This window comes from Claveliimonas monacensis (genome assembly GCF_014982975.1).
GTDB classification, from domain to species: Bacteria; Bacillota; Clostridia; order Lachnospirales; family Lachnospiraceae; genus Claveliimonas; species Claveliimonas monacensis.
Window position 1 is genome coordinate 58,641 of sequence record NZ_JADCKL010000001.1, and the last position, 26,245, is coordinate 84,885.

25 protein-coding genes are annotated in these 26,245 nt (G+C 55.1%); 23 read left to right on the top strand and 2 right to left on the bottom strand.

What is annotated here, in order from left to right; translation table 11 throughout:
• Positions 1 to 65 precede the first annotated feature (65 nt).
• Positions 66 to 1,481: an oxaloacetate decarboxylase subunit alpha gene (locus INF30_RS00255; RefSeq protein ID WP_226393868.1), complete on the top strand. Its 1,416-nt coding sequence runs from the start codon at positions 66 to 68 to the stop codon at positions 1,479 to 1,481.
• Positions 1,482 to 1,603: 122 nt separating this feature from the next.
• On the opposite strand, the gene INF30_RS00260 is transcribed toward INF30_RS00255, so the two are convergent.
• Positions 1,604 to 2,842 (bottom strand): peptidoglycan-binding protein, encoded by a 1,239-nt coding sequence (locus INF30_RS00260; RefSeq protein ID WP_226393869.1) that lies wholly within the window; start codon positions 2,840 to 2,842, stop codon positions 1,604 to 1,606.
• Positions 2,843 to 2,974: 132 nt separating this feature from the next.
• Here INF30_RS00260 and INF30_RS14570 point away from each other — a divergent pair, with 132 nt between their 5' ends.
• The 8 genes from INF30_RS14570 (at position 2,975) to INF30_RS00300 (ending at position 12,597) form a co-directional block, all read left to right on the top strand.
• Positions 2,975 to 4,228: a transglutaminase domain-containing protein gene (locus tag INF30_RS14570; protein WP_264176821.1), complete on the top strand. Its 1,254-nt coding sequence runs from the start codon at positions 2,975 to 2,977 to the stop codon at positions 4,226 to 4,228.
• Between the two features lie 210 nt (positions 4,229 to 4,438).
• On the top strand, positions 4,439 to 5,509 hold the full coding sequence (locus tag INF30_RS00270) for a carbamoyl phosphate synthase small subunit (RefSeq protein ID WP_076777950.1): 1,071 nt from the start codon (positions 4,439 to 4,441) through the stop codon (positions 5,507 to 5,509).
• Complete coding sequence (gene carB / locus INF30_RS00275; protein WP_087172817.1) at positions 5,509 to 8,706, top strand: carbamoyl-phosphate synthase large subunit; 3,198 nt, start codon at positions 5,509 to 5,511, stop codon at positions 8,704 to 8,706. Before INF30_RS00270 ends, carB begins: the two co-directional genes overlap by 1 nt.
• 102 nt (positions 8,707 to 8,808) lie before the next feature.
• Positions 8,809 to 9,483, top strand: a complete 675-nt coding sequence (locus INF30_RS00280; protein WP_076777948.1) for a response regulator transcription factor — start codon at positions 8,809 to 8,811, stop codon at positions 9,481 to 9,483.
• Entirely contained in the window at positions 9,480 to 10,499 is a 1,020-nt protein-coding gene (locus tag INF30_RS00285) for a sensor histidine kinase (RefSeq protein ID WP_226393870.1), read from the top strand. Before INF30_RS00280 ends, INF30_RS00285 begins: the two co-directional genes overlap by 4 nt.
• A gap of 22 nt (positions 10,500 to 10,521) precedes the next feature.
• Positions 10,522 to 10,770 carry a hypothetical protein gene (locus tag INF30_RS00290; RefSeq protein ID WP_076777946.1) on the top strand — a complete coding sequence of 83 codons (249 nt, stop codon included), beginning with the start codon at positions 10,522 to 10,524 and terminating at the stop codon, positions 10,768 to 10,770.
• Between the two features lie 113 nt (positions 10,771 to 10,883).
• Positions 10,884 to 11,837 (top strand): hypothetical protein, encoded by a 954-nt coding sequence (locus INF30_RS00295; RefSeq protein ID WP_226393871.1) that lies wholly within the window; start codon positions 10,884 to 10,886, stop codon positions 11,835 to 11,837.
• Positions 11,830 to 12,597, top strand: a complete 768-nt coding sequence (locus tag INF30_RS00300; protein ID WP_226393872.1) for a hypothetical protein — start codon at positions 11,830 to 11,832, stop codon at positions 12,595 to 12,597. The genes INF30_RS00295 and INF30_RS00300 overlap by 8 nt, the downstream gene beginning before the upstream one ends.
• 8 nt (positions 12,598 to 12,605) lie before the next feature.
• Here the strand turns inward: INF30_RS00300 and INF30_RS14820 are convergent, their stop codons facing one another.
• The gene (locus INF30_RS14820) at positions 12,606 to 12,755 is read right to left on the bottom strand and encodes a response regulator transcription factor (protein ID WP_083582686.1); all 150 of its coding nucleotides are present in this window, start codon (positions 12,753 to 12,755) and stop codon (positions 12,606 to 12,608) included.
• 238 nt (positions 12,756 to 12,993) lie between these two features.
• On the opposite strand from INF30_RS14820, the gene INF30_RS00310 reads away from it, so the two are divergent.
• The 14 genes from INF30_RS00310 (at position 12,994) to INF30_RS00375 (ending at position 26,242) form a co-directional block, all read left to right on the top strand.
• Entirely contained in the window at positions 12,994 to 13,695 is a 702-nt protein-coding gene (locus tag INF30_RS00310; RefSeq protein WP_226393873.1) for a response regulator transcription factor, read from the top strand.
• A gap of 3 nt (positions 13,696 to 13,698) precedes the next feature.
• Positions 13,699 to 14,970 carry a sensor histidine kinase gene (locus tag INF30_RS00315; protein ID WP_226393874.1) on the top strand — a complete coding sequence of 424 codons (1,272 nt, stop codon included), beginning with the start codon at positions 13,699 to 13,701 and terminating at the stop codon, positions 14,968 to 14,970.
• A 97-nt stretch (positions 14,971 to 15,067) separates the two neighbouring features.
• A complete protein-coding gene (locus tag INF30_RS00320) occupies positions 15,068 to 15,751 on the top strand; it encodes an ABC transporter ATP-binding protein (RefSeq protein ID WP_087172823.1) in 684 nt (227 codons plus the stop codon).
• A complete protein-coding gene (locus INF30_RS00325; RefSeq protein WP_226393875.1) occupies positions 15,748 to 18,099 on the top strand; it encodes an ABC transporter permease in 2,352 nt (783 codons plus the stop codon). The genes INF30_RS00320 and INF30_RS00325 overlap by 4 nt, the downstream gene beginning before the upstream one ends.
• Positions 18,100 to 18,332: 233 nt before the next feature.
• Complete coding sequence (locus INF30_RS00330) at positions 18,333 to 18,797, top strand: MarR family winged helix-turn-helix transcriptional regulator (RefSeq protein ID WP_205147464.1); 465 nt, start codon at positions 18,333 to 18,335, stop codon at positions 18,795 to 18,797.
• Positions 18,787 to 20,190, top strand: coding sequence for an MDR family MFS transporter (locus INF30_RS00335; RefSeq protein ID WP_226393876.1), 1,404 nt, complete (start codon positions 18,787 to 18,789; stop codon positions 20,188 to 20,190). Before INF30_RS00330 ends, INF30_RS00335 begins: the two co-directional genes overlap by 11 nt.
• Before the next feature lie 172 nt (positions 20,191 to 20,362).
• On the top strand, positions 20,363 to 20,947 hold the full coding sequence (locus INF30_RS00340) for a helix-turn-helix transcriptional regulator (RefSeq protein WP_226393877.1): 585 nt from the start codon (positions 20,363 to 20,365) through the stop codon (positions 20,945 to 20,947).
• Between the two features lie 56 nt (positions 20,948 to 21,003).
• Complete coding sequence (locus INF30_RS00345; protein ID WP_226393878.1) at positions 21,004 to 21,666, top strand: GOLPH3/VPS74 family protein; 663 nt, start codon at positions 21,004 to 21,006, stop codon at positions 21,664 to 21,666.
• Between the two features lie 365 nt (positions 21,667 to 22,031).
• Positions 22,032 to 22,586, top strand: a complete 555-nt coding sequence (locus INF30_RS00350) for a hypothetical protein (protein WP_226393879.1) — start codon at positions 22,032 to 22,034, stop codon at positions 22,584 to 22,586.
• A gap of 63 nt (positions 22,587 to 22,649) precedes the next feature.
• Positions 22,650 to 23,177, top strand: coding sequence for a helix-turn-helix domain-containing protein (locus INF30_RS00355; RefSeq protein WP_226393880.1), 528 nt, complete (start codon positions 22,650 to 22,652; stop codon positions 23,175 to 23,177).
• A 3-nt stretch (positions 23,178 to 23,180) separates the two neighbouring features.
• Positions 23,181 to 23,771, top strand: a complete 591-nt coding sequence (locus INF30_RS00360; protein WP_226393881.1) for a GNAT family N-acetyltransferase — start codon at positions 23,181 to 23,183, stop codon at positions 23,769 to 23,771.
• Between the two features lie 4 nt (positions 23,772 to 23,775).
• On the top strand, positions 23,776 to 24,609 hold the full coding sequence (locus INF30_RS00365; protein ID WP_226393882.1) for an HAD family hydrolase: 834 nt from the start codon (positions 23,776 to 23,778) through the stop codon (positions 24,607 to 24,609).
• 51 nt (positions 24,610 to 24,660) lie between these two features.
• Entirely contained in the window at positions 24,661 to 25,554 is an 894-nt protein-coding gene (locus INF30_RS00370) for an MBL fold metallo-hydrolase (RefSeq protein WP_226393883.1), read from the top strand.
• Positions 25,535 to 26,242, top strand: coding sequence for a LytR/AlgR family response regulator transcription factor (locus INF30_RS00375; RefSeq protein ID WP_226393884.1), 708 nt, complete (start codon positions 25,535 to 25,537; stop codon positions 26,240 to 26,242). Before INF30_RS00370 ends, INF30_RS00375 begins: the two co-directional genes overlap by 20 nt.
• Positions 26,243 to 26,245: the final 3 nt, after the last annotated feature.

The following is a 26,245-nucleotide window of genomic DNA, read 5'->3' on the forward strand; positions in this document are numbered from 1 at the left end:
GGATTTCCGGTCTGCATGACAGCCGGACCCGGCAATTTGAATAGAATATAATGGAGGAAGAAATAATGGCAGAAATTCAGAAAAAACCAGTGAAAATAACAGAAACCATTCTGCGGGATGCACACCAGTCTCTGATCGCCACACGTATGACAACAGAGCAGATGCTGCCCATTATCGATAAAATGGATAAGGTCGGCTACCATTCCGTGGAGTGCTGGGGCGGCGCTACATTTGATGCGTCCCTCCGCTTCCTGAAGGAAGATCCCTGGGACAGACTTCGCAAGTTCAGGGATGGATTTAAAAACACAAAGCTTCAGATGCTTTTCAGAGGACAGAACATCCTGGGATACCGTCCCTACGCAGATGACGTGGTAGAGTACTTCGTACAGAAATCCGTGGCAAACGGCATTGATATCATCCGTATCTTTGACTGTATGAATGATCTCCGCAACCTGCAGACTGCGGTCAAAGCGGCAAACAAGGAGAAAGCGGACGCACAGGTGGCTCTTTCCTACACACTGGGAGATGCCTACACAATGGACTACTGGGTAGACATCGCCAAGAGAATTGAGGATATGGGCGCTAATTCCATCTGTATCAAGGACATGGCAGGTCTGCTTCTTCCCTATGAGGCTACAGAGCTGATCGGAGCACTGAAAGAGGCTGTGGATCTTCCGATCCAGCTTCACACACACTACACATCAGGCGTTGCTTCCATGACCTATCTGAAAGCAGTGGAGGCAGGTGTGGATGTCATCGACACAGCTATGTCTCCGTTCGCCCTGGGAACATCCCAGCCGGCCACAGAGGTTATGGTGGAGACTTTCCGCGGAACACCTTACGATACAGGACTGGATCAGAAGCTTCTGGCAGAGATCGCGGACTACTTCCGTCCTATCAGAGATGAGGCCCTGGACAGCGGACTTCTCAATCCGAAGAACCTTGGCGTCAACATCAAGACACTTCTGTACCAGGTACCCGGAGGTATGCTCTCCAACCTTACATCCCAGCTTAAAGAGCAGGGCGCTGAGGATAAGTACTACGAGGTCCTGGAAGAAGTGCCGAGAGTCCGCAAGGATCTGGGCGAGCCACCTCTTGTCACACCTTCCTCACAGATCGTGGGAACACAGGCTGTGTTCAATGTGCTGATGGGAGAGCGCTACAAGATGGCCACAAAAGAGACAAAGGACGTCCTGAGCGGAAAATACGGTGCTACTGTTAAACCGTTCAACCCGGATGTGGTTAAGAAGGTTCTCGGAGATAATCCGGAAGTTATCACATGCCGCCCGGCAGATCTGATCCCGGATGAGCTGGATACGCTTAGAAAAGAGTGTGAGCAGTGGATCCAGCAGGATGAGGACGTGCTGACATACGCCCTCTTCCCACAGGTGGCAGTGGACTTCTTCAAGTACAGGGAAGCGCAGCAGACAAAGATCGATCCTGTTGTTGCGGATACAGAAAGCGGAAGCTATCCTGTATAACAGGGCAGCGGAGGACCGTGTAAGAAAGAAATAGTGGGCAGACAGACTGTAGACAGATCATGGGATCTGCCGCGGCCTGTCTGCTTTTTTATACATGGCTATACATTGAAGACTGTTTCTCTTCAGGTGAGCTCCGCGATCCGGGATACGCCCACGTAGATTTCGGAAATTTTATACCAGGTGGAATAATCTGTAATCCCTGTCTGTGGCAGCCCGAAGACTCCCTGGAACTGCCGCACTGCCTCAGCCGTGGCAGGTCCGTAAATGCCGTCTGCGTTAAGTGTGGGGAGAGCTGGATAGGCTCCGGCAATAACATTCAGTTGCTCCTGGAGTTGACGGACTTTCGCTCCGGTGGAGCCGATTTCCAGATTGTAGCCCGGCCAGGAGGAGGGAATGCCGGAGATGGCCTCTGCGGTGTTAATGTACATGTTATCCCCGTAGTAGTAGCGGAGGATCTCAATGGGAGAGTAGCCCTGGTCTCCCAGAGATTTTGATCCCCACTGGGTCATCCAGTTTGGACACTGTACCTGGCGCCCGTCGCAGTACTGGGTCAGGATAGGCTGGCGCACATTGGGGCGGGACAGGTAATCCGCAAAGAGCTCATCCACGATGACGGAGATGGTATCATAGATATTCCGTTCCGGGATCCACTTGTGGTCAAAGGCTGTGGAAGAGGTGATGGTGAAATCAAATCCCTGATTCCTGTACCACTCTGTATAAACCCGATTCAAGGTGAAGGACATGATGGCCAGCACATTGGCCCGTATGGTGTTGGCAGGCCAGGTGGCATAGATCTCGCTGGAGGCTACATTTTTAATGTAATCCTTGTATTTCACATAGTAATTCTGGGCAGTACTGTCTCTGGGGCTCCCGTTGTGCACCACAATATACTCCGGTACCACGACGCGGCTCAGTACGATCTCCCCGGTCTCATTTACCGGCTTGATCTCATCTTCCGGGATCTTGGGGGGATAGTTGCCATAGAGAGTATGTGCAGGGATCACGAAGCGTTCCTCCCGACTGTCTGCAGAGTCGGAAGGGCGCATCCTTATGTTCTGGATGGCAGTGACACCCCCTAGGATTTCTGCCCCGGCGATACTGACTGTTTCAAAGCCCGGGGCGCTTGCAAGAATCGTATATTCAGAGTAGGGCTGCTGGTCAGAGGTGACATCCAGGCTGTATTCGACGGGCGGCGCGTCCAGCTCCAGCACCTCTGTCTGTCCCGAGCTGTCCGTGGTTGTTTCCTCCAGTATGCTGTCAGGGATACCCGTGTAGGAGATGCGGATGTCAGCGCCGGCGATGGGATAGCCGTTTATTTCAGAAGTGACATTGATCTCAAGTTTTCCTGTGGAAGAAGGCATAGTAAACCTCGCAGAAGCAATCTTTTTTCACTGTCAGTATATGCAGGGAAAATCAGATTGTGAAAAAGAAGAAATTCTCATATACTATATCTATATACACGTTCACTGGATATGTGGCAGGAGTTCTGTTATATGAGTAGAAGAAAAAAGGAAAAAAGAGGATGCGGCCTGCCTTTCTGGATCCTGGCAGCTTTTGCCCTGGCAGCGGCCATTTACAGCAGAGACAGCATTGCAGAGCTGCTTTCTCTGCAGGACAATGAGGCCCGGGAGGTTTCGGCAGGGCAGGTTCCTGCGGGGAAAGCTGCTGGGGAGGAGATGCCCTCTGCGGAGGGGACAGAAAAGTATTACTACCAGCAGCTGGATCAGGATGAAAGGGAGATCTACAGCAGGATACGGGACGGTCTCTTTGCCTGTCAGGAGGAAATAGAGCTGGATGGGGTGTCCGCAGAGGAGACAGACCGCCTGTATGGCCTTGTCATGAAAGACTGTCCGGAGATTTTCTGGTGTGACGGTTCCGGCAGTCTGGTGACCAGTACCTCTGCTTTTGGGCTGGCAGGAAGCAGCGTGACACTCAGACCGGAATACAGCTGTACGGGAGAGGAAAAAGAAGCACGCCAGAGACAGATCCAGGAGGCGGCGGAAGAGTGCCTGGCCGGGATTGACAGTCAGGCATCGGACTATGAGAAGATCCTGTATGTGTATGAATATGTGGTCGGCAGTGTGGAGTATGATCTGGAGGCGGAGAACAACCAGAACATTTACAGTGTGTTTGTGGGGAGGCGCTCGGTGTGCGCCGGCTACGCCAAGGCAGTGCAGTATCTTCTGGAGAGGCTGGGCGTGTTCTGCACCTATGTCAGCGGCACGGCTGTCTCCCAGGCGGGGGAGGGCGGCCACGCCTGGAACCTGGTCAGGTGCGAGGGACAGTACTGCTATGTGGATGCCACCTGGGGAGACCCGGTCTACCTCCAGGAGGGCCGGGAAGAGGACCAGGAGGCGCAGGAGAGTCCGGAGATCGCCTACGATTACCTGTGCTGCGATGACACACAGCTCTTCCGGACCCATACGCCGGACAGCGACCAGGACCTCCCGGCCTGCAGTACCATGGCCTACAATTACTATGTGGTGAACGGCATGTACTATGAGACCTACGATCCGGAGACCATCCTGCAGGCCATGAACCGTTCCATCGCAGCAGGAGAAGGGATGACTGTCCTGAAATTTTCAGGGCCGGAGGTCTACCGGGAGGCCAGGGAGGAGGTGCTGACGGACCTGGCGGACCGTGCGGCCCGGAACCTGGCTCACCTGTACGGCATCGGCACGGTGAGATATTCCTACCGGGACGATGACAGCCTTGACAAGATAACCATGTACTGGGACTACGAATAAAATGTATTTTATCGGTTGAAAATTGTCCTGATCTGTAGTATAATCTTTACAATTTGTGGAGACATGATTTGTCGCTGGGGAGAAATGTAGAAAGGCAGTTGTGCTTGCACATACTGCCTTTTATTTCGCCCGGAAACATGCGGGCGCTTCAGCTGGCAGAACAATCTTCGCATATTACATGAAAACATTGTGAAGGGAAAAGGTGAATAAATGAAAGCGTTTCTTATTTTGGAAGACGGAACTGTCTTTACGGGAACCAGCATTGGATCTACGAGAGACATGATCAGTGAAATTGTATTTAATACCTCCATGACAGGCTATCTGGAGGTGCTGACTGACCCTTCTTACGCAGGACAGGCCGTAGTTATGACCTATCCATTGATCGGAAATTACGGAATTACACCGGACATGGAGTCAAAGAAAGCATGGCCGGACGGTTACATCGTAAGAGAATTATCGAGAATGCCAAGCAACTTCCGCTGCGAGGGAACCATCCAGGACTTCTTAAAGGAGCAGGATATCCCGGGCATCGCAGGAATTGATACCCGCGCCCTCACCAAGATCCTGAGGGAAAAGGGAACCATGAACGGTATGATCACTACCAATGAAAACTTTGATCTGGATGAGATCCTTCCGAAACTTCATGCGTACACAGTGGGAGATGTTGTGTCAAAGGTTACATGCCAGGAACCATATGTGCTGGAAGGAAATGGACCGAGGGTGGCGCTGATGGATTTCGGGGCAAAGAACAATATTGCAAAGTCCCTCAACAAGAGAGGCTGCCAGGTGACCATCTATCCGGCAGACACGACCGCTGAGGAGATCATCGCCTCCAGGCCGGACGGCATCATGCTCTCCAACGGCCCCGGGGACCCGGAGACCTGCACGGAGATCATCGGGCAGATCAAAAAGCTCTACGAGACAGATATCCCCATCTTTGCCATCTGTCTGGGACACCAGCTTATGGCTCTTGCCAATGGGGCAAAGACATACAAACTGAAATATGGTCACAGAGGCGGCAATCATCCGGTGAAGGATCTGACAAACAACCGGGTGTACATCTCCTCCCAGAACCACGGCTACGCGGTGGATGCCTCCACCATTGACCCGGCCATCGCAAAAGAGGCCTTTGTCAATGTCAACGACGGCACAAACGAGGGACTTTCCTATGTAGGAAAGAATATTTTCACTGTGCAGTTCCATCCGGAAGCATGTCCGGGACCACAGGACTCCGGGTATCTGTTTGACAGGTTTATGGATATGATGAAAGGAGCAAACTAATGCCTAGAAATAAAGATATTAAAAAAGTACTGGTTATCGGTTCCGGTCCGATCGTCATCGGGCAGGCGGCAGAATTTGACTACGCGGGAACACAGGCCTGCCGTTCTCTGAAAGAGGAAGGCCTGGAGGTTGTCCTTCTCAACTCAAACCCTGCCACCATCATGACAGACAAGGATATTGCGGACCGCGTCTACATCGAGCCTCTGACAGTGGAAGTGGTGGAGCAGCTCATCCTGAAGGAGAAGCCGGACAGCGTCCTTCCCACTCTGGGCGGACAGGCAGCTCTGAACCTGGCCATGGAGCTGGAGGAGAACGGCTTCCTGAAGAGAAACAATGTGCGCCTCATCGGTACCACATCCGAGACCATCAAGAAGGCGGAGGACCGTCTGGAGTTCAAGACCACCATGGAGAAGATCGGCGAGCCATGTGCGGCTTCCCTTGTGGTGGAGAACGTGGAAGATGGAATTAAGTTCGCAGAGAAGATCGGCTACCCGGTAGTCCTGCGCCCCGCCTACACGCTGGGCGGCAGCGGCGGCGGTATCGCCCACGACAGAGAGCAGCTTGTGGAGATCCTGGAGAACGGACTTCGCCTCTCCCGCGTGGGACAGGTCCTTGTGGAGCGCTGCATCGCGGGCTGGAAAGAGATTGAGTACGAGGTGATGCGGGATGGCAACGGCAACTGCATCACGGTATGTAATATGGAAAACATAGACCCGGTCGGCGTGCACACAGGCGACAGTATCGTAGTGGCTCCCTCCCAGACACTGGGGGACAAGGAGTACCAGATGCTCCGTACCTCAGCCCTTAATATCATCAGCGAGCTGAACATCACCGGCGGATGTAACGTGCAGTATGCCCTGCACCCGGATACATTTGAATACTGCGTTATCGAGGTAAATCCCCGTGTCAGCCGTTCTTCTGCCCTGGCTTCCAAGGCAACAGGCTATCCCATCGCCAAGGTGGCGGCCAAGATCGCTCTTGGATACACCCTGGATGAGATCAAGAATGCAGTTACACAGAAGACATACGCAAGCTTCGAGCCCATGCTGGACTACTGCGTGGTGAAGATGCCCCGTCTTCCGTTTGATAAATTCATCAGCGCAAAGCGTACGCTGACAACCCAGATGAAGGCCACAGGAGAGGTCATGAGTATCTGTGACAACTTCGAGGGCGCCCTCATGAAGGCCATCCGCTCCCTGGAGCAGCATGTGGACAGCCTTATGTCCTACGACTTCACAGCCCTCACAAAAGAGGAACTGCTGGAGAAGCTGGAGATCGTGGACGACCGCCGTATCTGGATGATTGCGGAGGCACTGAGAAAAGGCATCTCCTACGATGAGATCAACAGGATCACAAAGATTGACAAATGGTTCATCGACAAGATCGCCCGCCTGGTAGAGATGGAGCAGACACTGAAGACAACACCTCTGTCAGCAGACATCTTAAAAGAGGCAAAGAGAATGGAGTTCCCGGACAATGTGATCGCAGACCTGACCGGAAACACAGAGCGTCAGATCCATGACATGCGCCACGAGTACGGCATTACTGCTTCCTACAAGATGGTTGACACCTGCGCGGCTGAGTTTGCGGCTGCCACACCGTACTACTACTCTGTATACGGAAGCGAAAATGAGGTGGAGGAGACAAAGGGACGCAAGAAAGTCCTTGTCCTCGGTTCCGGCCCCATCCGTATCGGACAGGGGATCGAGTTCGACTTCTGCTCCGTGCACTGTACATGGGCCTTCTCCAAAGAAGGATATGAGACCATCATCGTCAACAACAACCCGGAGACAGTTAGTACAGACTTTGACATTGCAGACAAGCTGTATTTTGAGCCTCTCACACCGGAGGATGTGGAGAGCATCGTGGATCTGGAGAAACCGGACGGCGCCGTGGTACAGTTCGGCGGCCAGACAGCCATCAAGCTGACAGAAGCTCTCATGAAGATGGGCGTGCCCATCCTTGGTACATCCGCAGAGAACGTGGACGCGGCAGAGGACAGGGAGCTCTTTGACGAGATCCTGGAGAAATGCGGTATCCCCCGCCCGACAGGCGGCACGGTGTTTACTGCTGAGGAGGCAAAAGAGGTTGCCAACCGCCTTGGTTATCCTGTGCTGGTACGTCCTTCCTACGTACTTGGCGGACAGGGCATGCAGATCGCCATCAACGACCATGACATAGATGAGTTTATCGGTATCATCAACCGGATCGCTCAGGATCACCCCATCCTGGTAGACAAGTATCTCCAGGGCAAGGAGATCGAGGTGGACGCTGTCTGCGACGGAGAGGACATCCTCATACCGGGTATCATGGAGCATATTGAGAGAGCGGGTATCCACTCCGGAGACAGTATCTCCGTCTATCCGGCGCAGAGCATTTCCGAGAAGACAAAGAAGACCATCGAGGAGTACACCAGGAAGCTGGCCCAGTCCCTCCATGTCATCGGACTGATCAACATCCAGTTCATCGTGTGCGGGGAGGACGTGTACGTCATCGAGGTCAACCCCAGGTCCAGCCGTACCGTTCCCTACATCAGCAAGGTGACAGGCATCCCCATCGTGCCGCTGGCAACAAAGGTGATCATCGGACACAAGCTGAAGGACCTGGGCTACACCCCGGGACTGCAGAAGGAGGCAGACTACTTTGCCATCAAGATGCCGGTATTCTCCTTTGAGAAGATCCGGGGCGCGGACATCAGCCTCGGACCTGAGATGAAGTCCACAGGAGAGTGCCTGGGTATCGCAAAGACCTTTGACGAGGCCCTCTACAAGGCATTCCTGGGAGCCGGCATCAAGCTGCCGAAGCACAAGAATATGATCATCACCGTCCGGGATGAGGACAAGCCGGAGGCTGTGGAGATCGGGCGCCGGTTTGAGAAGATCGGCTACAAGATCTTCGCCACAAGGAGCACAGCCGAGGCCCTGCAGGCCGGAGGCGTGAAGGCGGTTCCTGTAAATAAAATTGAGCAGGAGTCACCCAACCTTATGGATCTGATACTGGGACACAAGATCGACCTTGTCATCGACACGCCGCCTCAGGGAGCGGACAGGGCAAGGGATGGCTTTGTGATCCGCAGGAACGCCATCGAGACAGGCGTCAACGTGCTGACAGCCATCGACACGGCGGAGGCCCTCATCACCAGTCTGGAGAACACGGACATCAAGAAGCTGACCCTCATCGACATTGCGAAGATTTAGGAGAGGGCCAGATAAGAGAGGAAGAAATAAAAAAACGGGCAGGAATATCATTCCTGTCTGTTTTTTATGGTACAATGAAAAAGCGAAAAGGAGGATGACAGCATGTACCGTATTTTGATCGTGGAGGACGACAGCACCATCGCGGAGGCACTGAAGAGACATCTGGAGGGCTGGGATCATGAGACAGTGATAGCGGAGGATTTTAAGAATATCATGGCTGAGTTTACCAGGGTGGAGCCGGACCTTGTGCTCCTGGATATCGGCCTTCCCTTTTACAACGGATTTTACTGGTGCAGCCAGATACGGCAGGTTTCGGATGTGCCGATCATTTTTATCTCCTCTGCCAGCGACAATATGAACATTGTCATGGCCATGAACATGGGAGGGGATGAGTTTATCGAGAAGCCCTTTGACCTGCATGTGGTCACCGCCAAGGTGCAGGCGATCCTGCGCCGGGCCTACTCCTACCGGGGCAGCGCAAGCCTCATGGAGTACAGGGGCTGCATCCTCAATCTGGCGGACGCTACAGTCACCTACCAGAACAGGAAGACGGACCTGACGAAAAATGAATTTAAGATTTTCCAGTGTCTCCTGGAAAATGCGGGAAAGATCGTGACGAGAGATGAGATCATCGCAAGGCTGTGGGAGAGCGACGCGTTCATCGACGAGAACACGCTGACGGTGAACGTGGCAAGGCTCAGAAAGAAGCTGGCCCAGATCGGCCTGGAGGAGGCTGTCGTGACGAAGAAAGGCATCGGGTACATGGTGGAGGCATGAAGACGTTTGGATACTATCTGAAGGAAATAAGAAGGCCCCTGGCTGTCTATGCCGGGACTGTGTTCATTTTTGCCCTTGTGGGCTATCTCTATGAGGTGACGCGGGACGCCGTGGGCTATGCCCTGCTCCTGTCGGCGGTCATCCTGCTGGTGTGCACGGCCCTGGACCTTGCCCGTTATCTGAAGAGAGAAAGGCGGATAGAGGAGATACGGAGAAATCTCCCCTATGCGGACCCCATGCTTCCGGGGGCGGACACTCTGGCGGAGAGGGAGTACCAGGAAATGCTGACAGAGCTTTTAAGAAAGAGGAGCGAGGAGAAAAATGACGCTGCGGAGAGGCGGCAGGAGAGCATGGATTATTACAGTCTGTGGGGGCACCAGATCAAGACGCCCATAGCGGCCATGCGCCTCCTTCTCCAGGAGGAGGAAAGAGAACGGCAGGGGAAGGACAGCTTTTTAAGGGAGATGGACAAGGAGCTGTTCCGGACAGAGCAGTATGTGGAGATGGTCATGACCTATCTGCGGATCGGGGACATTTCCCAGGATATGGTGCTCTCCTGGTATCCCCTGGACGACCTGATCCGCCAGGCGGTGAGAAAATATTCCAGGCTCTTTATCATCCAGAAGCTGAAGCTGGACTTTAAGGAGACGGACAGCCTGGTGCTGACGGATGAGAAGTGGCTTGTGTTTGTCATAGAACAGATTTTGTCCAACGCGCTGAAATACACAAAGGAGGGCGCTGTCTCCATCTATGTACAAAAAGACGGCCCCAGCCAGATCGCCCTTGTCATAGCGGACACAGGCATCGGCATTGCCCAGGAGGACCTGCCCCGGGTCTTTGAGCGGGGATTTACCGGATACAACGGGAGGGAGTACAAGAAGTCCACGGGCATTGGCCTCTATCTTTGCAGGAGAGTGATGGACCGGCTTGGACACGGGATGCGGATCCAGTCTGCGCCGGGAGAGGGGACGAAGGTCTTTCTGGACCTGGGGAGAAAGCCTGTGGAGGCAGAATAAAAGAAGAGAGAGGAGAACACCAATGAAGATACAGAGACTGACGACAAAGAGGGAAAAGGGCTATTCGGCTCCGGACATCCAGGAGGCCATAGACCGGCTGGGGCGCCTGGAAGACCTCTATGAGGCCCTCTATGCGGAGCAGGACAGGATCACTGCGGATATGGAGCGCCTCTCCCAGGCCGGGCGGACGAAGAGCGCCACCTACCGGCAGCTCTTTGCCAGCAAGATGAACGTGACCAATCTCATCTCCAGGATGGAGATCTACATGTGAAGGAGGCGGCTGGTGTATGAGATGATCATTATATAACTAAAAAGTTGACATCTAACATTTTAAAAGTTAATATAATGTTATTATGATAAAAACAGCTGGGAGTGTATGAGGTTATGGAATATATAGAAAGGCTTCTCAGGATAAAAGTGAGATATCGTCCATGGCAGTATAAGGGAGAACTGCCCTACTATCTGTTAGAGCGGTATGAATTCCGAAAGGTCCTTCTTGACCGTGTGGCGGCTGTTTTTTTGTATCCGAAGGGAGAACTCGATCAGATGGCCTCTGTCAGGAAACAGATTGCAAGGATACAGAAAGCGGAAAATCTGCCAGTTGTTATTGTTATGGATAAGATGAGCCGAAACCAGAGAGAGTACCTGATAGCTTCAGGAATTCCGTTTGTTGTTCCGGATAAACAGCTATACCTTCCCTTTATGGGGATTGTGCTGCAGGAAAAATTTGATGCAGCTCCACTTCCGATTGAGAAACTGCAGCCCTCTGCCCAGGTATTGTTTTTTTACTATTTATATCAGAATACGGAACGGATCTATGCAAATGCGTTCATGAAAACAGCGGAGTGCTCAGGGATGACATTGACAAGGGCAGTCCGTCAGTTAGAACAGACCGGTCTGTTCGATACAGAAAAGGACGGAACCCGGATCGTATTAAGGGGGAAATTTACAGGGAGAATACTGTTTGAAAAAATGCGGCCTTATCTGATCTCACCAGTGAGAAAGGTTGTGTATGTGCACAGGGGGGAGGCATGTCTCAGAAATGCAAGTGTTGCGGGGCTGTCCGCTTTGTCGGAAAAGAGTATGATAAGCCCGCCTGATGTGGAGAGCTATGCAGTATATGGAAGAGGAGCCCGGCTCAAGGGTACGGAGAGACTGATGGATGCATCGGTTCAGGCAGAGGTTGAATTATGGAAATATGATCCGCAAATTCTCGGGAACAACGGAACGGTGGATACATTATCGCTGGCAATGAGCCTTGTGGGCCGGACAGATGAACGGGTGGAAGAGGCGCTGGAGGATATGATGGAAGAAATGTGGGGGGAACAGGATGGTTAAGGGATTTCAGAGTTTTGCCAGGTGGTTTCAGGAGTATGAAAAGGAATATGCGATCATCGGAGGAACGGCGTGCGATCTCCTGATGTCAGCAGAAGGTCTGGCTTTTAGAGCGACAAAGGATATTGATCTGGTTTTGATCCTTGAAGCTCTTACACCGGAATTTGGAGAGAGGTTCTGGCAGTATATTGTGCAGGCGGGATATGAGCATAGGAATAAAAGCACCGGAGAGCCACAATTCTATCGTTTTGCCCATCCAAAAAGCAGGGAATATCCGTTTATGATCGAATTGTTTACAAGACGTACTGAAAAAATCCGGCTTCCGGACGAAGCAGTTTTGACTCCGCTGCCCTTAGAGGGAGATGTGTCCAGTCTCTCCGCAATTCTGTTAGATGACAATTATTATGAGCTGCTGCGCGGAGGAAGAACAGAGGCAGAGGGTGTGACAGTTTTAGATGCAGGTCATCTGATCCTTTTTAAGGCCAAGGCATGGCTGGACCTGTCTGCCCGAAGAGAGGCGGGCGAAACTGTGGACAGCAGGCATCTGCGGAAGCATAAGAATGATATTTTCCGCTTGTCTGCCTTGTTAGGACCGGCAACGAGGATCAGTGTCAGTCCGCAGGTCTTATCTGATATACAGTCATTTATCGCTGCAATGGACGGAGACACCGTAGATGAGAAGCAGCTGGGGCTTGCAAGGACGAAAGAAAATATTTTGCAGCAACTAAGTGATAGATATACCGCGGAGGAGAAAAGAGAATAAAAGCCATATTACAAAGGCGGCAGATACCCCAGGCGGATAGCCTTTGTGACCGCCTCCACGGAGGAGGAGACGGAGAGCTTCTCAAATATATGCTGCAGATGGTTGGATACCGTCCGCTCGCTTACCTGTAAGCGGCGGGCGATTTCTTTTCGCTTTATCCCCTGGGAGGAAGATCCTTACATTTTTGTAAGGAGGAGGCGGGCGCTGCGCGGCCATGGTATAATGATTGCGCAAAAGCGCAATCTGAAGCGAGAAACTCGCTTCACCCTGCTGCGCAGGGATTATACCGGCAATCCACGGCTTGAAAAGAAAATGCCGCTGACGCGTCGCTTTCTTTTCTGCGCACGTGGTATAATATAACCACTGACTACAGCAAAACAGGAGGCGGAGCAGAGCATGGACAGACTATTTCTTCTGGAGGACGACAGAAGCCTGATAGACGGACTTAGGTATTCCCTTGAGAAAAACGGATTTCGTCTCACCGTGGCCCGCACGGTGGAAGAGGCCATGGAAAGGCTGGAGCGGACGGAGGACTATGACCTTCTGCTCCTGGACGTATCCCTTCCCGACGGGACCGGGTTTGACGTGTGCCGGCAGGTGAGGGCGCAAGACGCAGGCATCCCCATTATCTTCCTCACGGCGGCTGACGAGGAGACCAACGTGATCCGGGGGCTGGACGGGGGCGGGGACGACTACATCACAAAGCCCTTCCGCTTAGGGGAGCTGTGCTCCCGCATCCGGGCACAGCTTCGGCGCAGCGGCCGGCCCCAGGAGAGGGAGAGAAAGGAGCTGCGCTCCGGCGGCCTTTTCATAGACCTTCTGGCAGGCCGGGCCTACATGGAGGAGGGGATGCTGGAGCTGACAGCGGCAGAGTACCGCCTCCTCTGCCTTCTCGTGGAAAATGAGGGCCGGGTGCTGACAAGGACTCAGATTTTGGATGCCCTGTGGGATGGAAACGGGAGCTTTGTGGACGACAACACCCTGTCCGTCTATGTGCGCCGTCTGCGGGAAAAGCTGGAGGAGGACCCGTCGGCTCCGGCCCACCTTCTGACAGTGCGGGGCCGAGGCTATGAGTGGAAGGGACAGAGGAGGGGATAAAAGATGAGAGGGATTTTGGAGGAAAGACAGACGAGGAGCTACCTGGCATTTATCCTCCTTCTGGCGGCGGCCATGGTGGCGGCATCCTGTCTCCTTGGATGGAGGCAGACAGACCGGATGAGGGCCCTTTATTTCCAGTGGGAGGGCAGGGTCAGCTCCGGCCTCCTCGGGGAGGGGGTGGAGCCTGCGGTCATCGCCAGAGCCTTTGCCGGGACAGAGGTGACAGCGGAAGGAGAGAGGTTCCTTTTGCAGGCGGGCTACACGGAGGAGATAACGCCCCTCTGGCTTTTGCCGGACCTCTATGAGGCGGGGATGAGGCAGGTGGGAGGACAGGCCGCTGTCTTTGGCGGGCTGTCCCTTCTGCTGCTTATGGGGACCCTTCTCTTCCTGGGACGGAGACAGCGGCTCTATGAGAGGGCGGCGGAGGTGATGGGAGAGTACGCAGGGGGAAATTTCTCCCGTCATCTGCCGAGAAATGAGCGGGGGACCCTTTTTCAGATGTTCGCCTCCGCAGAGCAGCTTGCCACGGCGCTGCAGGCCAGGAGCCAGGCCAGGCAGGCGGAAAAGGAGATGATGAAGGAGACTCTGTCCGACATCTCCCACCAGCTGAAAACCCCGCTGTCCGCTCTTTTCATGTACATGGAGATCATGGAGGGAGAGCCGGAGGAGCCCTCCGTGGTGCGGGAGTTTTCCGGGAAGGCCCTGAAGGCACTGGAGCGGATACAGGAGCTCATCCAGACGCTCTTAAAGGTGGCCCGGCTGGACGCAGGGGCGGTGGCCTTTGAGAAGGAGGACTGGCCTGTGGGCCGGCTTGCCGGGGAGGCGGCGGAGCAGCTTCTTGACAGGGCCCGCAAGGAAGAAAAGCAGCTCCTCCTTCAGGGGGAGGAACGCTCCCATCTGGTCTGTGACAGGTCCTGGATGCGGGAGGCACTCTCCAACCTCATAAAAAATGCCCTGGACCACACGGACCCGGGCGGTGTCATCCGGGTGCGGTGGGAAGAGTCCCCGGCCATGCTGCGGATCTTCGTGGAGGACAACGGCCACGGCATACCGCCGGAGGACATCCATTTTATCTTCCGGCGCTTCTACAGGAGCAGCCGCTCCTCTGACAGGGAGGGGTGCGGGCTTGGGCTTCCCCTGGCAAAGTCTGTCATAGAGGGGCAGGGAGGCGTGATACAGGTGGAGAGCCGGCCCGGCCGGGGGAGCCGGTTTATCATCTCCTTTCCGGGCTTTGGGACAGAGGCCGCATCCGGCGGGCAGGTGACGAAACTGTAAGCTCACATTCATCTGGCTGTAAGGCTAAGGGAGTAGGATATCTACTGTAAAAGGAAGGAGCCGGCCTGGCCGGCGCCGGATAAGGAGGACAAAGACAATGGAACTTTTACGTGTAGAAAATCTCAGCAAGACATACGGGAAGGGGGAAGCGGCGGTCCGGGCCCTGCGGGACGTCTCCTTTTCCATGGAACGAGGGGAGTTTGCCGCCGTGGTGGGAGAGTCCGGCTCCGGCAAGAGCACCCTTCTGAACTGCATCGGCGGGCTGGACGCTCCCACAGGGGGAAAGGTGTACCTGGACGGAGAGGATCTTTTCTCTATGACAGAAAACAAACGGACCATCTTCCGCAGGCAGAACATCGGTTTTATCTTCCAGTCCTTCCACCTCATCGAGGAGCTGGACGTGGAGCAGAACATTATTTTCCCCCTGCTTTTGGACTATCGGAAGCCAAAGAAGGGGCAGGTGGAGGAGCTTTTGGAGCTGCTGGGGCTCACAGAGAGACGCCACCATCTGCCGGGGCAGCTCTCCGGCGGGCAGCAGCAGAGGGTGGCCATCGGCCGGGCCCTGGTCATGCGCCCCATGCTCGTGCTGGCGGATGAGCCCACAGGCAATCTGGACTCCAGGAGCAGCCGGGACGTGATGGACCTTCTCTGCAAGGCGTCCCGGCACTACCAGCAGACCGTCCTCATGATCACCCACAATATGAACCTGACCGCCTCTGTGGACCGGGTCATGAAGGTGTCGGACGGAGTCCTCACAGAGATGGGAGGTGTGAGGCGATGAAGAGCTATCTGGACCTGGTGAAAATTTCCGGAAGGGTGCACAGGAAGCAGAGCCTCATGACAAGGATCTGCATTTTCCTGGCTGTGTTTCTCGTGGCCGCCATTTTCAGCATGGCGGATATGGAGATCCGGGCGCAGCGGATTTCCACAGTGAAGAGCGACGGGGCCTGGCATGCGGTCTTCAGGGGACTGACCCGGGAACAGCAGGAGCTGATCGCGGCAAGGCCCGAGGTGGAGGAGAGCTCCTGGTATGGGGCTACCAACTACCGGGTGGACATGGGCTATCAGATACAGGGGACAGAGACCGTCATCTGCGGATTTGACAGGGAGTTCCTGGACCTTTACCCCTCCGTAGAGATAAAAGAGGGGAGCTTTCCTGAGGGGACGAAGGACGGTGTCGTGCTGACAGAGACTGCCGCTGACAGGCTGGGCATCGGCGTCGGGGACAAGGTCACTCTGGATACGCCGGAGGGAGAGCAGCTTGGCTTTACCGTGTCGGGCATTACGGGGGACACCTCCTCCATCCTGCAGCAGGGCGTCTACGGCATGTTCACGGACCGGGAGATTTACCAGGAGTATTTTATGAAGGACACCCAGGAGCTGGACGGGGAGTTCTACGTGTCCTTCACGCCCTGGTGCGATATCCAGGAGAAGATCAGGGAGATCAGGGATGCCTACTCCTTAAGTGACGAGCAGGTGGGGCAGAACGCGAAGCTCCTTGCCCTCATGCTGCAGAGCAGCGACCCCTACATCTTCCAGCTCTACGGGACAGCGGCAGTGCTGGCGCTCCTCGTTGTCCTGGCAGGCGTGCTGATGATATCGGGGAGCCTCAGCAGCAACATTGCCAGGAGGACCGGATTTTTCGGCATGCTCCGGTGCCTGGGCGCCCAGAAGAGGCAGGTTGTCCGCTTTGTGCGCCGGGAGGCCCTTGGCTGGTGCGTGACTGCCATCCCCCTGGGGGTGCTGGCAGGGGTTCTTGTCACCTGGGCTCTGTGTGCTCTGCTGCGGCTTGTGAGCGACAGATTTTTCGGCGATATGCCGGTCTTTGGCGTCAGCCTGCCGGGGATAGCGGCGGGCGCTGTCATTGGCCTTATCACGGTCCTGCTGGCCGCCAGGGCGCCGGCGAGAAAGGCCTCCAAGGCCTCTCCCCTCGCGGCAGTGTCGGGGAACACCGGGGAGATCACCAGGGTCAGGCGCGCGGCCAGGACGAGGTTTTTCCACGTGGACACGGTGCTTGGCATCCACCACGCAAAGGGAAAGAAGCGGAACTTCATCCTGCTGTCCGCCTCCTTTGCCTTCAGCATCCTGCTCTTTTTGTCCTTCAGCACGGCGGTGGATTTCATGCACCACGCCCTGGTGCCCCTGCGGCCCTACACACCGGACGTGTCCGTGGTGAGCGCAGATGAGACCTGCTCCATCCCGAAAGATCTGGCCCGGGAGCTTGAGGGGAAGGACTATGTAAAGAGGGTCTACGGCAGGAGCTTTGCCTATGAGCTGCCGGCGCAGACCGGCGAGAGGGCGGGCAGCATCAACCTCATCTCCCTGGAGGAGAATCAGCTTGGCTGGGCCGGGGAGGGCATTATAAAGGGAGATATAGAGAGTGTGGAAAAGGGAGACGGCGTGATGGGCGTCTACGTCAGCGAGGACGAGGGCCTCAAGCTGGGGGATGTGATCACTCTGGAGACCTCCTACGGCGTGCAGAAGCTGCCTGTCACAGCCCTCACCTCCTTCTCCATCGTGGGAACCCAGCAGGGGGTGGAGAATGTCTACTGCAGCGAGGCTCTTTTTAGCCAGCTCACAGGTCAGGACAGCTACACCATCATCGACGTGCAGCTTGCGGGAAATGCAACGGAGGGGGACGTGGAGGAAATCCGCAGCCTGGGCGGAGAGGGGACGACCTTCTCGGACCGGCGCATGGACAACGGCGAGGTGAGAGGAGTCTGGTACTCCATGGTCATCTTTGTGTACGGGTTTCTGGCTGTCATCGCCCTCATCTCCATGTTCAACATCATCAACAGCATTGGCATGAGCGTGGAGGCCAGGATGAAGCAGTACGGGGCCATGCGGGCCATCGGCATGAGCAGCGGGCAGCTCATTAAGATGGTGGCGGCGGAGGCGCTCACCTATGTGCTCTCGGGCATGCTCTTTGGCTGTGTTGTGGGGCTGCCTCTCCACAGGCTGCTCTACCAGTCCATGATCACCTCCCGCTGGGGAGATGAGTGGCAGATACCGGGAACAGCCCTTGCCGTGATACTGGCGGTGATGGCCCTCTCCGCCGTGCTGGCGGTGTGGGGGCCTGCAAGGCGGATCAGGAACATGTCCGTGGTGGACACCATCAGCGCTCTTTAGAAAAGTGCGGGGACGGGATTTTGTAAAAAGAGGCGTTTGCAAGCTGCCGTACAGCCTTTGCGCTGTACTACAGGGGTAACTTGCGAACGCCTCTTTTTTGCCCGTTTTTTTATTCTGGCAGAGAGAAGGGACATAGTCAGGCTGTGAAAAACAGAAAAAATAGTTGCGCACGCTACTAAAGTGTGGTATAGTCCTTCACCGGAGAAGAAGAAACAGGACAAGGAGGATTTTCTATGCAAGAGAGAGATTTTCCGGAAATAGGCCGGTGGGTGTCCATCTTTGACAGGCTGATGAAGATGTACTATGACCGGGGGCTGTCCGGATATGAGATAGGCTGGGGCCAGCAGTTCTATGTGGAATATCTCCGGGAGCATCCCGGGGCCACATCCCAGGAGATGGCAGAGCGGTTCCGGGTGGACAAGGCGACCCTGACCAAGATCATCAAGAAGCTGACGGAGGTTGGATATATAAGAGTCAGCGGCGATGAGCAGGACCGCCGGGTGAAGCATCTGTATCTCACCGACAAGGCGGTCCCGGCGGCCAGAAGGATCCGTCAGATCCATCAGGATTTCTACGAGACTGTCAGCCAGGGGATGGCCCCGGAGGAGCTGGAGGCTGTAGAGCAGGCGCTGCGGCACATGTCCGACAACATCAATCAGAAGGTATGGCATAGAATGGAGGTACATCATGGAAAATGAACATAAAAAACGAGAAATAAAGGATGGACAGAGGGCAATGATCTTTCTGTGCCTGGTGGTATCAGGCATTTCCTCCTCTGTCCTCTCCACGGCAATGACAACCGCTCTGCCGGGCGTGGTGGAGTATTTCGGGATCAGCACATCGGTGGGCCAGTGGATCACCAGCGGCTACTCCCTGGCCATGGGTATGATCATGCCCCTGACTGCCTTCCTCATCACCCGTTTCCCGACAAAAAGGCTGTATCTGACGGGAATAGGCGCATTTATCGCAGGACTTCTGGTCAGCATATTTGCGGGGGATTTTGCCCTGATGATGGTGGGGCGTGTCCTGCAGGCCTGCGGCAACGGCGTGCTGATGACAGCCGCCCAGGTGGTCATCATGACCATTTATCCCATAAAGAAGCGGGGGACCATGATGGGGACATACGGGCTGGCCACCACGGCCGCGCCTGTCGTGGCGCCCACCATCGCGGGGCTTATGATCGATGCCTTTGGGTGGAAGTCCATCTTCTACGTGTCGCTGGTCATCATGATACTGTCCTTTATCATATCCTGTATCGTGTTTGAGGATGTCCTGGAGCTGCAGGACAAGAAATTTGACGTGGTCTCCTTTGTGGAGAGCATCGTGGCCTTTGGCGGCGTGACCCTGGGTATCGGGAACCTGAGCACCTTTGGCATTCTCAGCATAGAGGCAGGGGTTCCGCTTCTTCTCGGAGCCGTGGTCTGCGTCTTCTTTGTGACCCGCCAGTGCAGGCTGGAGAAGCCTTTCCTGGATGTGAAGATACTGGTCAACCGGAATTACGCAGTAAGCGTCATCTCCAGCATGGTCCTCTACCTTGTGATGATGGGCTCCTCCGTCATGATGCCTCTCTATGTCCAGAGCGTCATGGGCTACTCGGCGGTGGTGTCCGGTCTTGTGACCCTTCCCGGCTCCCTGGCCACGGCCCTTGTCAGCCCCTTTGCCGGGAAGCTGTACGATGAGATTGGGATAAAGAAGATTTTTGTGGCAGGGGCTGCCGCTCTTGTCATCAGCAACATAGGCATGTTTTTCCTTTCTATGGAAACGCCTCTGTGGACCGCTGCAGCGCTGAATGTGATCCGCAACATTTCCATCGGAAGCCTGATGATGCCCCTCCTCACCTGGGGGACCAGCAATGTGCACCCCACAAAGATGGCGGACGCCTCCTCACTTCTCACCTCCCTTCGGACCATCGCGGGCTCCATCGGCTCGGCGGTCTTTGTGGGGATCATGACCATGGTGGCTGCGTCCTCAGCGGAGACCTACGGGGACAACGCCATGATGCACGGCATGAACATGTCCTTTTTCTGGATGGCAGTGGGAGCGGCAGTACTTCTGCTGATCGCGGTCTTTGCTGTCAGGGAGAAAAGATAAGATATCGCTTTTCACAGGATGCCAGGTTTGCTATAATGGGAGAGCGAATGAAGGAACTGTCGGCTGCAAAAGGGCTTTGACAGCGGGAAATCCCCGTAAAACGGGGCATGTCAAAGACTTTTGACAGACAGATCCTCTCTTTTTGACTATAGTGAAAGCGCAGGGAGAAAAAATGGAGCTTGGAAATCAGATAAAAAGATACCGGAAGGAACGGTCCCTGTCACAGGATGCCCTGGCGGAGAAGGTCTATGTCTCGAGGCAGACCATCTCAAACTGGGAGAATGACAAGAGCTATCCGGATATAAACAGTCTGATGCTCCTCTGCGACACATTTGAAATCTCTCTGGATCAATTAGTCAAAGGAGACGTGGAGACGATGAAGCAGAGGATGAACATGAGCGACGATGAGAGGAAAGAATTTAATCGCCTTGGAAACATTTTTGGTTTCCTCCTCCTTCTCATCGGCGTCACCCCTATTCCTCTTGTCCACTTTCTGTCCTATGTGGGAATGGGAATATGGATCGTCATCCTGCTGGCGGGCATCTATGCGGCGGCCCAGGTGGAAAAGAGAAAGGCCCGGTACGATATCCAGAGCTACAGAGAAATCGTAGCTTTTGTGGAGGGGACCACCCTGGACGAGATCGAGAAGGCGAAGGAAGAGGGGAAGCGTATCTACCAGAAGATCCTTCTGGCGGTTGGGACAGGTGTCCTTGCCCTGGCTGTCAGCCTGTTTTTCATATGGCTCCTGGGTGTATGACTCCGAAGATATATTTGATTGATTGGTCAGCAAGAAATATTTCGGAGGAAAATGAGATGGAAAGAAGAGGAATTGCACAGGAGTACTACATTCTGGCGGTGACAGACATTGGCTGCATGCCGGCCATGCACAGGGAGGAGGGCAACGCCGCTCTTGTGGCTGCAGGATTTATGGACCTCCTCATGAATGAGGTGGTGAGCATGGACGGGAAGACCATCAAGGTGGAGCGGGAGCTGCCGGACAGCCTTGAGCATCTGACAGTCCTGTACGAGTATCTGAAGAAGAAGCCCCGCACCGCTCTGAAAATGATAAGCGATTTTCTTACCTATGATATCAGCAGGATGGGGCAGTTCATAGCAGAAACAGGGGCGTCCCTCTTGGGGGATCAGTCCGTAAGGGAAGAAAAGGGCGGCATGCTGGGCAATAGGACGGTGTACATCCCGCAGAAGAGCGCCAGGACCGCGCTGGCAGAGAGGCTGCGGGAGGCGGCCAGGGACGGCGGTGATATGTCCCCTGAGGACGGAGCCCTCCTGTGGATCTTGAAGAGCTCGAAGAACCTGGACCAGTATTTCTCCAAATTCGAGAGAAAGGACCTGAAAGCCAGATTAAAGGAGCTGAAGAAGGACCCTCAAAGCCTCGAAATGGGGAGGATGATCAGGTACATGAGCTCTGTGGATGACATGCTACTCGCCTGCCTCATGGTGGGAATTATCGTGTAGGAAATAAATAATAGATCAAAGGGTACTCCTGGTTGACAGAAGATATAAGCTGATGTAAACTTGGAGTACCTTCTTTTTTGAGAAGACATTTCTTGAACCGCATCATTCAAAAAGCGGTTCCCATTCATATCTGACGTATCGGGCATATCTGCCGGATCACCCGGAAATGATGAAAAATTTATGTAAAAGTTGCGCGTGGGGAAGAAACTGTATTATACTGACAAGGAGGAGAGGGATGGAGCAGGAGAAGAGAAGACTGTCCTGGCATCCGGCTGGAGAAGAATATCGGAAGGATATTCAAGAGCTACAATATCATTGAGTACAAATCCCCGGAGGACTATCTGGGCATCAATGATTTCTACAAGGTGTACGCCTACGCCTGCCTGTATCAGTCGGACACGGACCGGGTGATGGAGGTGGACCCGGAGGAGATCACCCTGACATTCGTGTGTATGCGCTACCCCAGGAAGCTGCTTGGGCACCTGAAGGAGGGCCGCGAGCTGCAGGACCTGATGGAGAGATATGAGCGGCACAGACATTCAAAGTGGTACCAGGCGGCGATGGATCTGATCGTGCGAGCCAACTGGGACAGGATGAAGGAGGAGAAGGAAATGTGCGAGGCATTGAGAGAGCTGTTTGCAGACGAGCTGCAGGAGTCGAAGGAGCAGGGAGAGGAGACAAAGCTTATCTCCTGGATCTGTGCGAAACTAAAAAAGGATAAGCCCATTTCTGCTATCATAGAAGATTTCGGGGAACTGGGAGAGCCGGAGGAGAAGGTAAGCCTCATCTGCGAGACAGCCCGCCGGTTTGCCCCGGACTATGATGTGGACGAAATCTATGCTGCCCTCGCAGAGAGAGGGAGGAGAGGGACCGGGGAAAAGCAGGTAAACGAACCGTCGGGCTGTGTATCCGGAAAATAGATCATACACAGGCTGACAAAGCCATTCTCTTAGAATATACTCTCTTTAGAAGGAGGGGATGAAATGGACGTAAAAAGGACAGGAAGCTTTATCGCGGAAATGCGGAAGGGGAAAAATATGACCCAGGCGGAGCTGGCCGCAAAGCTCCAGGTGACGGACAAGGCTGTCAGCCGCTGGGAGCGGGGCGTGGGCTACCCGGACATCACGCTTCTTGAGCCGCTGGCCGGGCAGCTTGGGGTCACAGTCCTGGACATTCTGAGAGGAGAGAAGACCTTCCCGGACAAAATGACGGGAGAGGAGACAGAACAGACAGTGGCGGAGACAGTCAGGCTGGCAGCCGTGCAGAGACGCCAGGCAGTCCGGCGCGTTATCCTGCTGGCCATCGTGATGCTGATCGGCGATGCCATGCTCATTTGGGGTATCCTCTGGTGGACTTCCCAGCAGAGCGCCCTGAAGATCATTGCAGGGGCGGACGGGCCCTCGGCAGTCTTTGTGGCCTGGAGGGTGGAGCCGATGCTGCCGGTTGCTGTCTCGGCAGCGGGGGCTGTGCTGATCCTTGCTTCCCTGCTTATTTACAGATGGAGGAAATAGAGCATGTCAATAGAACACACGGAACCTATCCGCCTTCGCACTGCCTGTGAGGAGGACGCGGAGGCACTGCTGGATATCTACGCGCCCTATGTGGAGCACACAGCTGTCAGCTTTGAGTATGAGGTGCCCTCTGTGGAAGAGTTCAGAGAGCGCATCCGCCGCATAAGGGAGCGGTATCCGTACCTGCTTGCAGAGTCAGGAGGGGAAATACTGGGCTATGCCTACGCCTCCCCCTTTCACGAGAGGCGGGCCTACGACTGGGCGGCGGAGACCTCCATCTACCTGCGGAGGGACAGAAGGAGGCAGGGACTTGGGAGGAGACTGTACGAAGCCCTGGAGGAAATCCTGCGGATGCAGGGCATTACAGATCTCTACGCATGCATTGCCTGCCCGGAGGGGGAAGACCCATACCTGAACGGGGATAGTATCCTGTTCCATCAGCGCATGGGATTTCAGACTGTGGGGCGGTTCCCGAGCTGCGGCTACAAATTCCACAGGTGGTACCACATGGTGTGGATGGCGAAAAATATAGGAGAGCATCGGGAAGAGCAGCCAGAGGTAAAGCCTTTTTCATCCATACGGCAAGGAGAGTGATAAGATGGATCAGACACAAGAGAAAAGACACAGGATCAAACTCCTGGCCGTGGACATGGACGGCACCTGCCTGGATGGAAGGAGCCGCATGTCCCGGGAGACAGTGGAAGCCTTGCGGGAAGCGGCCCGGGCGGGTATCACTGTGGTGCCCACGACAGGCAGGAACCTTCACTGCCTCCCTCACCGGCTGGCGGGGGAGAGAGACATTTACCGGTATGTCATCAGCTCCAACGGGGCCGTAGTGACAGACTGCCGGACCGGAAAGGACCTGTTCCGGTCTATGATCCCAAAGGAGACGGCCCTGGGACTTCTCCGGGACTGCCGGAGGACAGGAGCCGGCATCACGGCCCACCTCCACCATGAATACCTGATACAGGGGCGGCTTCTTGTCCTTCTGGGCAGGCTGATATACGGGAAGGACGCCAGGGGCGTGTACCGTGTAAAGAGCATGGAGAGGACCATTGCAAGATCCAGGTACGGGGTGGAGGAGATCCAGTTTTATTTTCTGCGTCCCGGCGTGCGGGAACGGCTTGAAAAGCTGCTTAAGAGGACCCGGGGCCTGACCTGGGCCAGCACGTCCATATACGTGGAGGTGTTCTCCGAGAAGACGTCCAAGGGGATGGCTCTGGCCGCCCTGGCGGAAAGGCTGGGGATAAAGAAAGAAGAGACGGCCTGCATAGGCGACGGGGAGAACGACCTGCCCATGTTCCGGGCGGCAGGCCTTAAGATGGCCATGGGGAATGCCGTGCCGGAGCTGAGGGAGAAGGCGGATATCATCCTTCCATCCAACGGACGCGGCGGAGCGGCGAAGGGGATACGGCTGTGTCTTCCCCGCTGAGTCAAGCCCGGACAAGGACAGGAAAACAGATATATAAAAGGAAGAGGACAGATGAGGATCGTAAACCTGATAGAGAACACAGAAGGCCAGCCCGGCTGCCGCTGTGAGCACGGACTGAGCTTTTACATAGAGACGGAGAGACATAAGATGCTCATGGACACAGGGGCAAGTGATGGATTTCTTGCAAATGCCGACCTTCTGGGAATTGACCTGGGAGGGGTGGACGCGGTGATCTTAAGTCACGGCCACTATGACCACGGCGGCGGGATCCCCGCTTTCGCAAAGAAATATCCGAGGACAAGGATTTATATGCAGCAAAGCGCGGGAGGGAGCTTTTACCACCTGAAGCCGGAGGGTGAAAAGTACATCGGGCTGGAGCCCTGCATCCTGGGGCTGCCCCAGTGCGTGCTCCTCCAGAGAGACCACCGGATCGACAGGGAGCTGTTCCTCTTTTCCGGCATAGAGGGACACAGGATGTGGCCGGAGGGCAACCGGGCGCTGAAGCGGAAGGCCGGGGCGGAGTATATCCAGGACGATTTTTGCCATGAACAGTGTCTTGTGGTAAGTGAGGGAGATTTTCACGTGCTGCTCTCGGGTTGTGCCCACAACGGGGTGCTGAACATACTGGACAGATACCGGGAGATTTTTGGAGACTGGCCGGATGTGCTGGTCAGCGGTTTCCACATGAAGAAGGACAGGTATGAGGAGGCGGACCTGGAACATATCAGGGAGACGGCCCGGCTCCTGAAGAAGACGGGTATTCTCTGCTTCACAGGCCACTGCACAGGACAGAGGGCCTTTGACGTGATGAAGGATATCATGGGGGACCAGCTGCGGGCCATCCACAGCGGGGAAGTGGTCCTGGATACGGGGAAAGCGCTTCTGGATACCGGAGAATTGCTTCAGGATATGAGGGAGGAAAAAGATGCGGATAGCAGTATGTGACGACGAGCCTCTTTTCCTGGAGATGCTCCGGGAGAAGCTGGAGAGATACTACCGCAGCCTGGACCTGCGGATCGACGCCTTTTCCTCCGGGGAGGCCCTTGTGCGGGCTGTGGAGAGAGAGCCCTTCTGCTGGTCCCTGGTCTTCTTGGATATCGAGATGCCGGGGATGGATGGGCTGGAGGCTGCCCGGGTGGTGAGAGACGTAAATGACGCCATCCCTGTCATCCTCCTCACCAGCCACACAGAGTACGCCATGAAAGGGTACGAGGTGGAGGCCTTCCGTTTTCTTGCCAAGCCAGTGGAGGAATCGTCCCTCTTTGGGGCGCTGCGGGCTGTGGAGGAGAGGGAAAGGCGGAACAGGAGGATACAGGTGAAGGCGGACGGGAGAGAGCTTTTTATCCCTCTTGTAGAAATCCTGTATTTCCGAAGTGAGAACGTGTATCTCACCCTGTACATGACAGGCGGGAGACACTGCCTGCTCCGGAAGAAGCTTAAGGAACAGGCGGAAGGACTGCCGCCCCTGGATTTTTTCCAGATCCACAGGAGCTACCTGGTGGGACTGCGGCATGTGTCCGCCTTTGACGGGCGGGAGGTGACCCTGTCAGATGGGACCCGGCTGCCGGTGAGCCGGGGGAAGCGGGCTGCTTTTGTCCAGGCTCTCTCCCGGTATATATCTGAAAAGGAGTAGGAA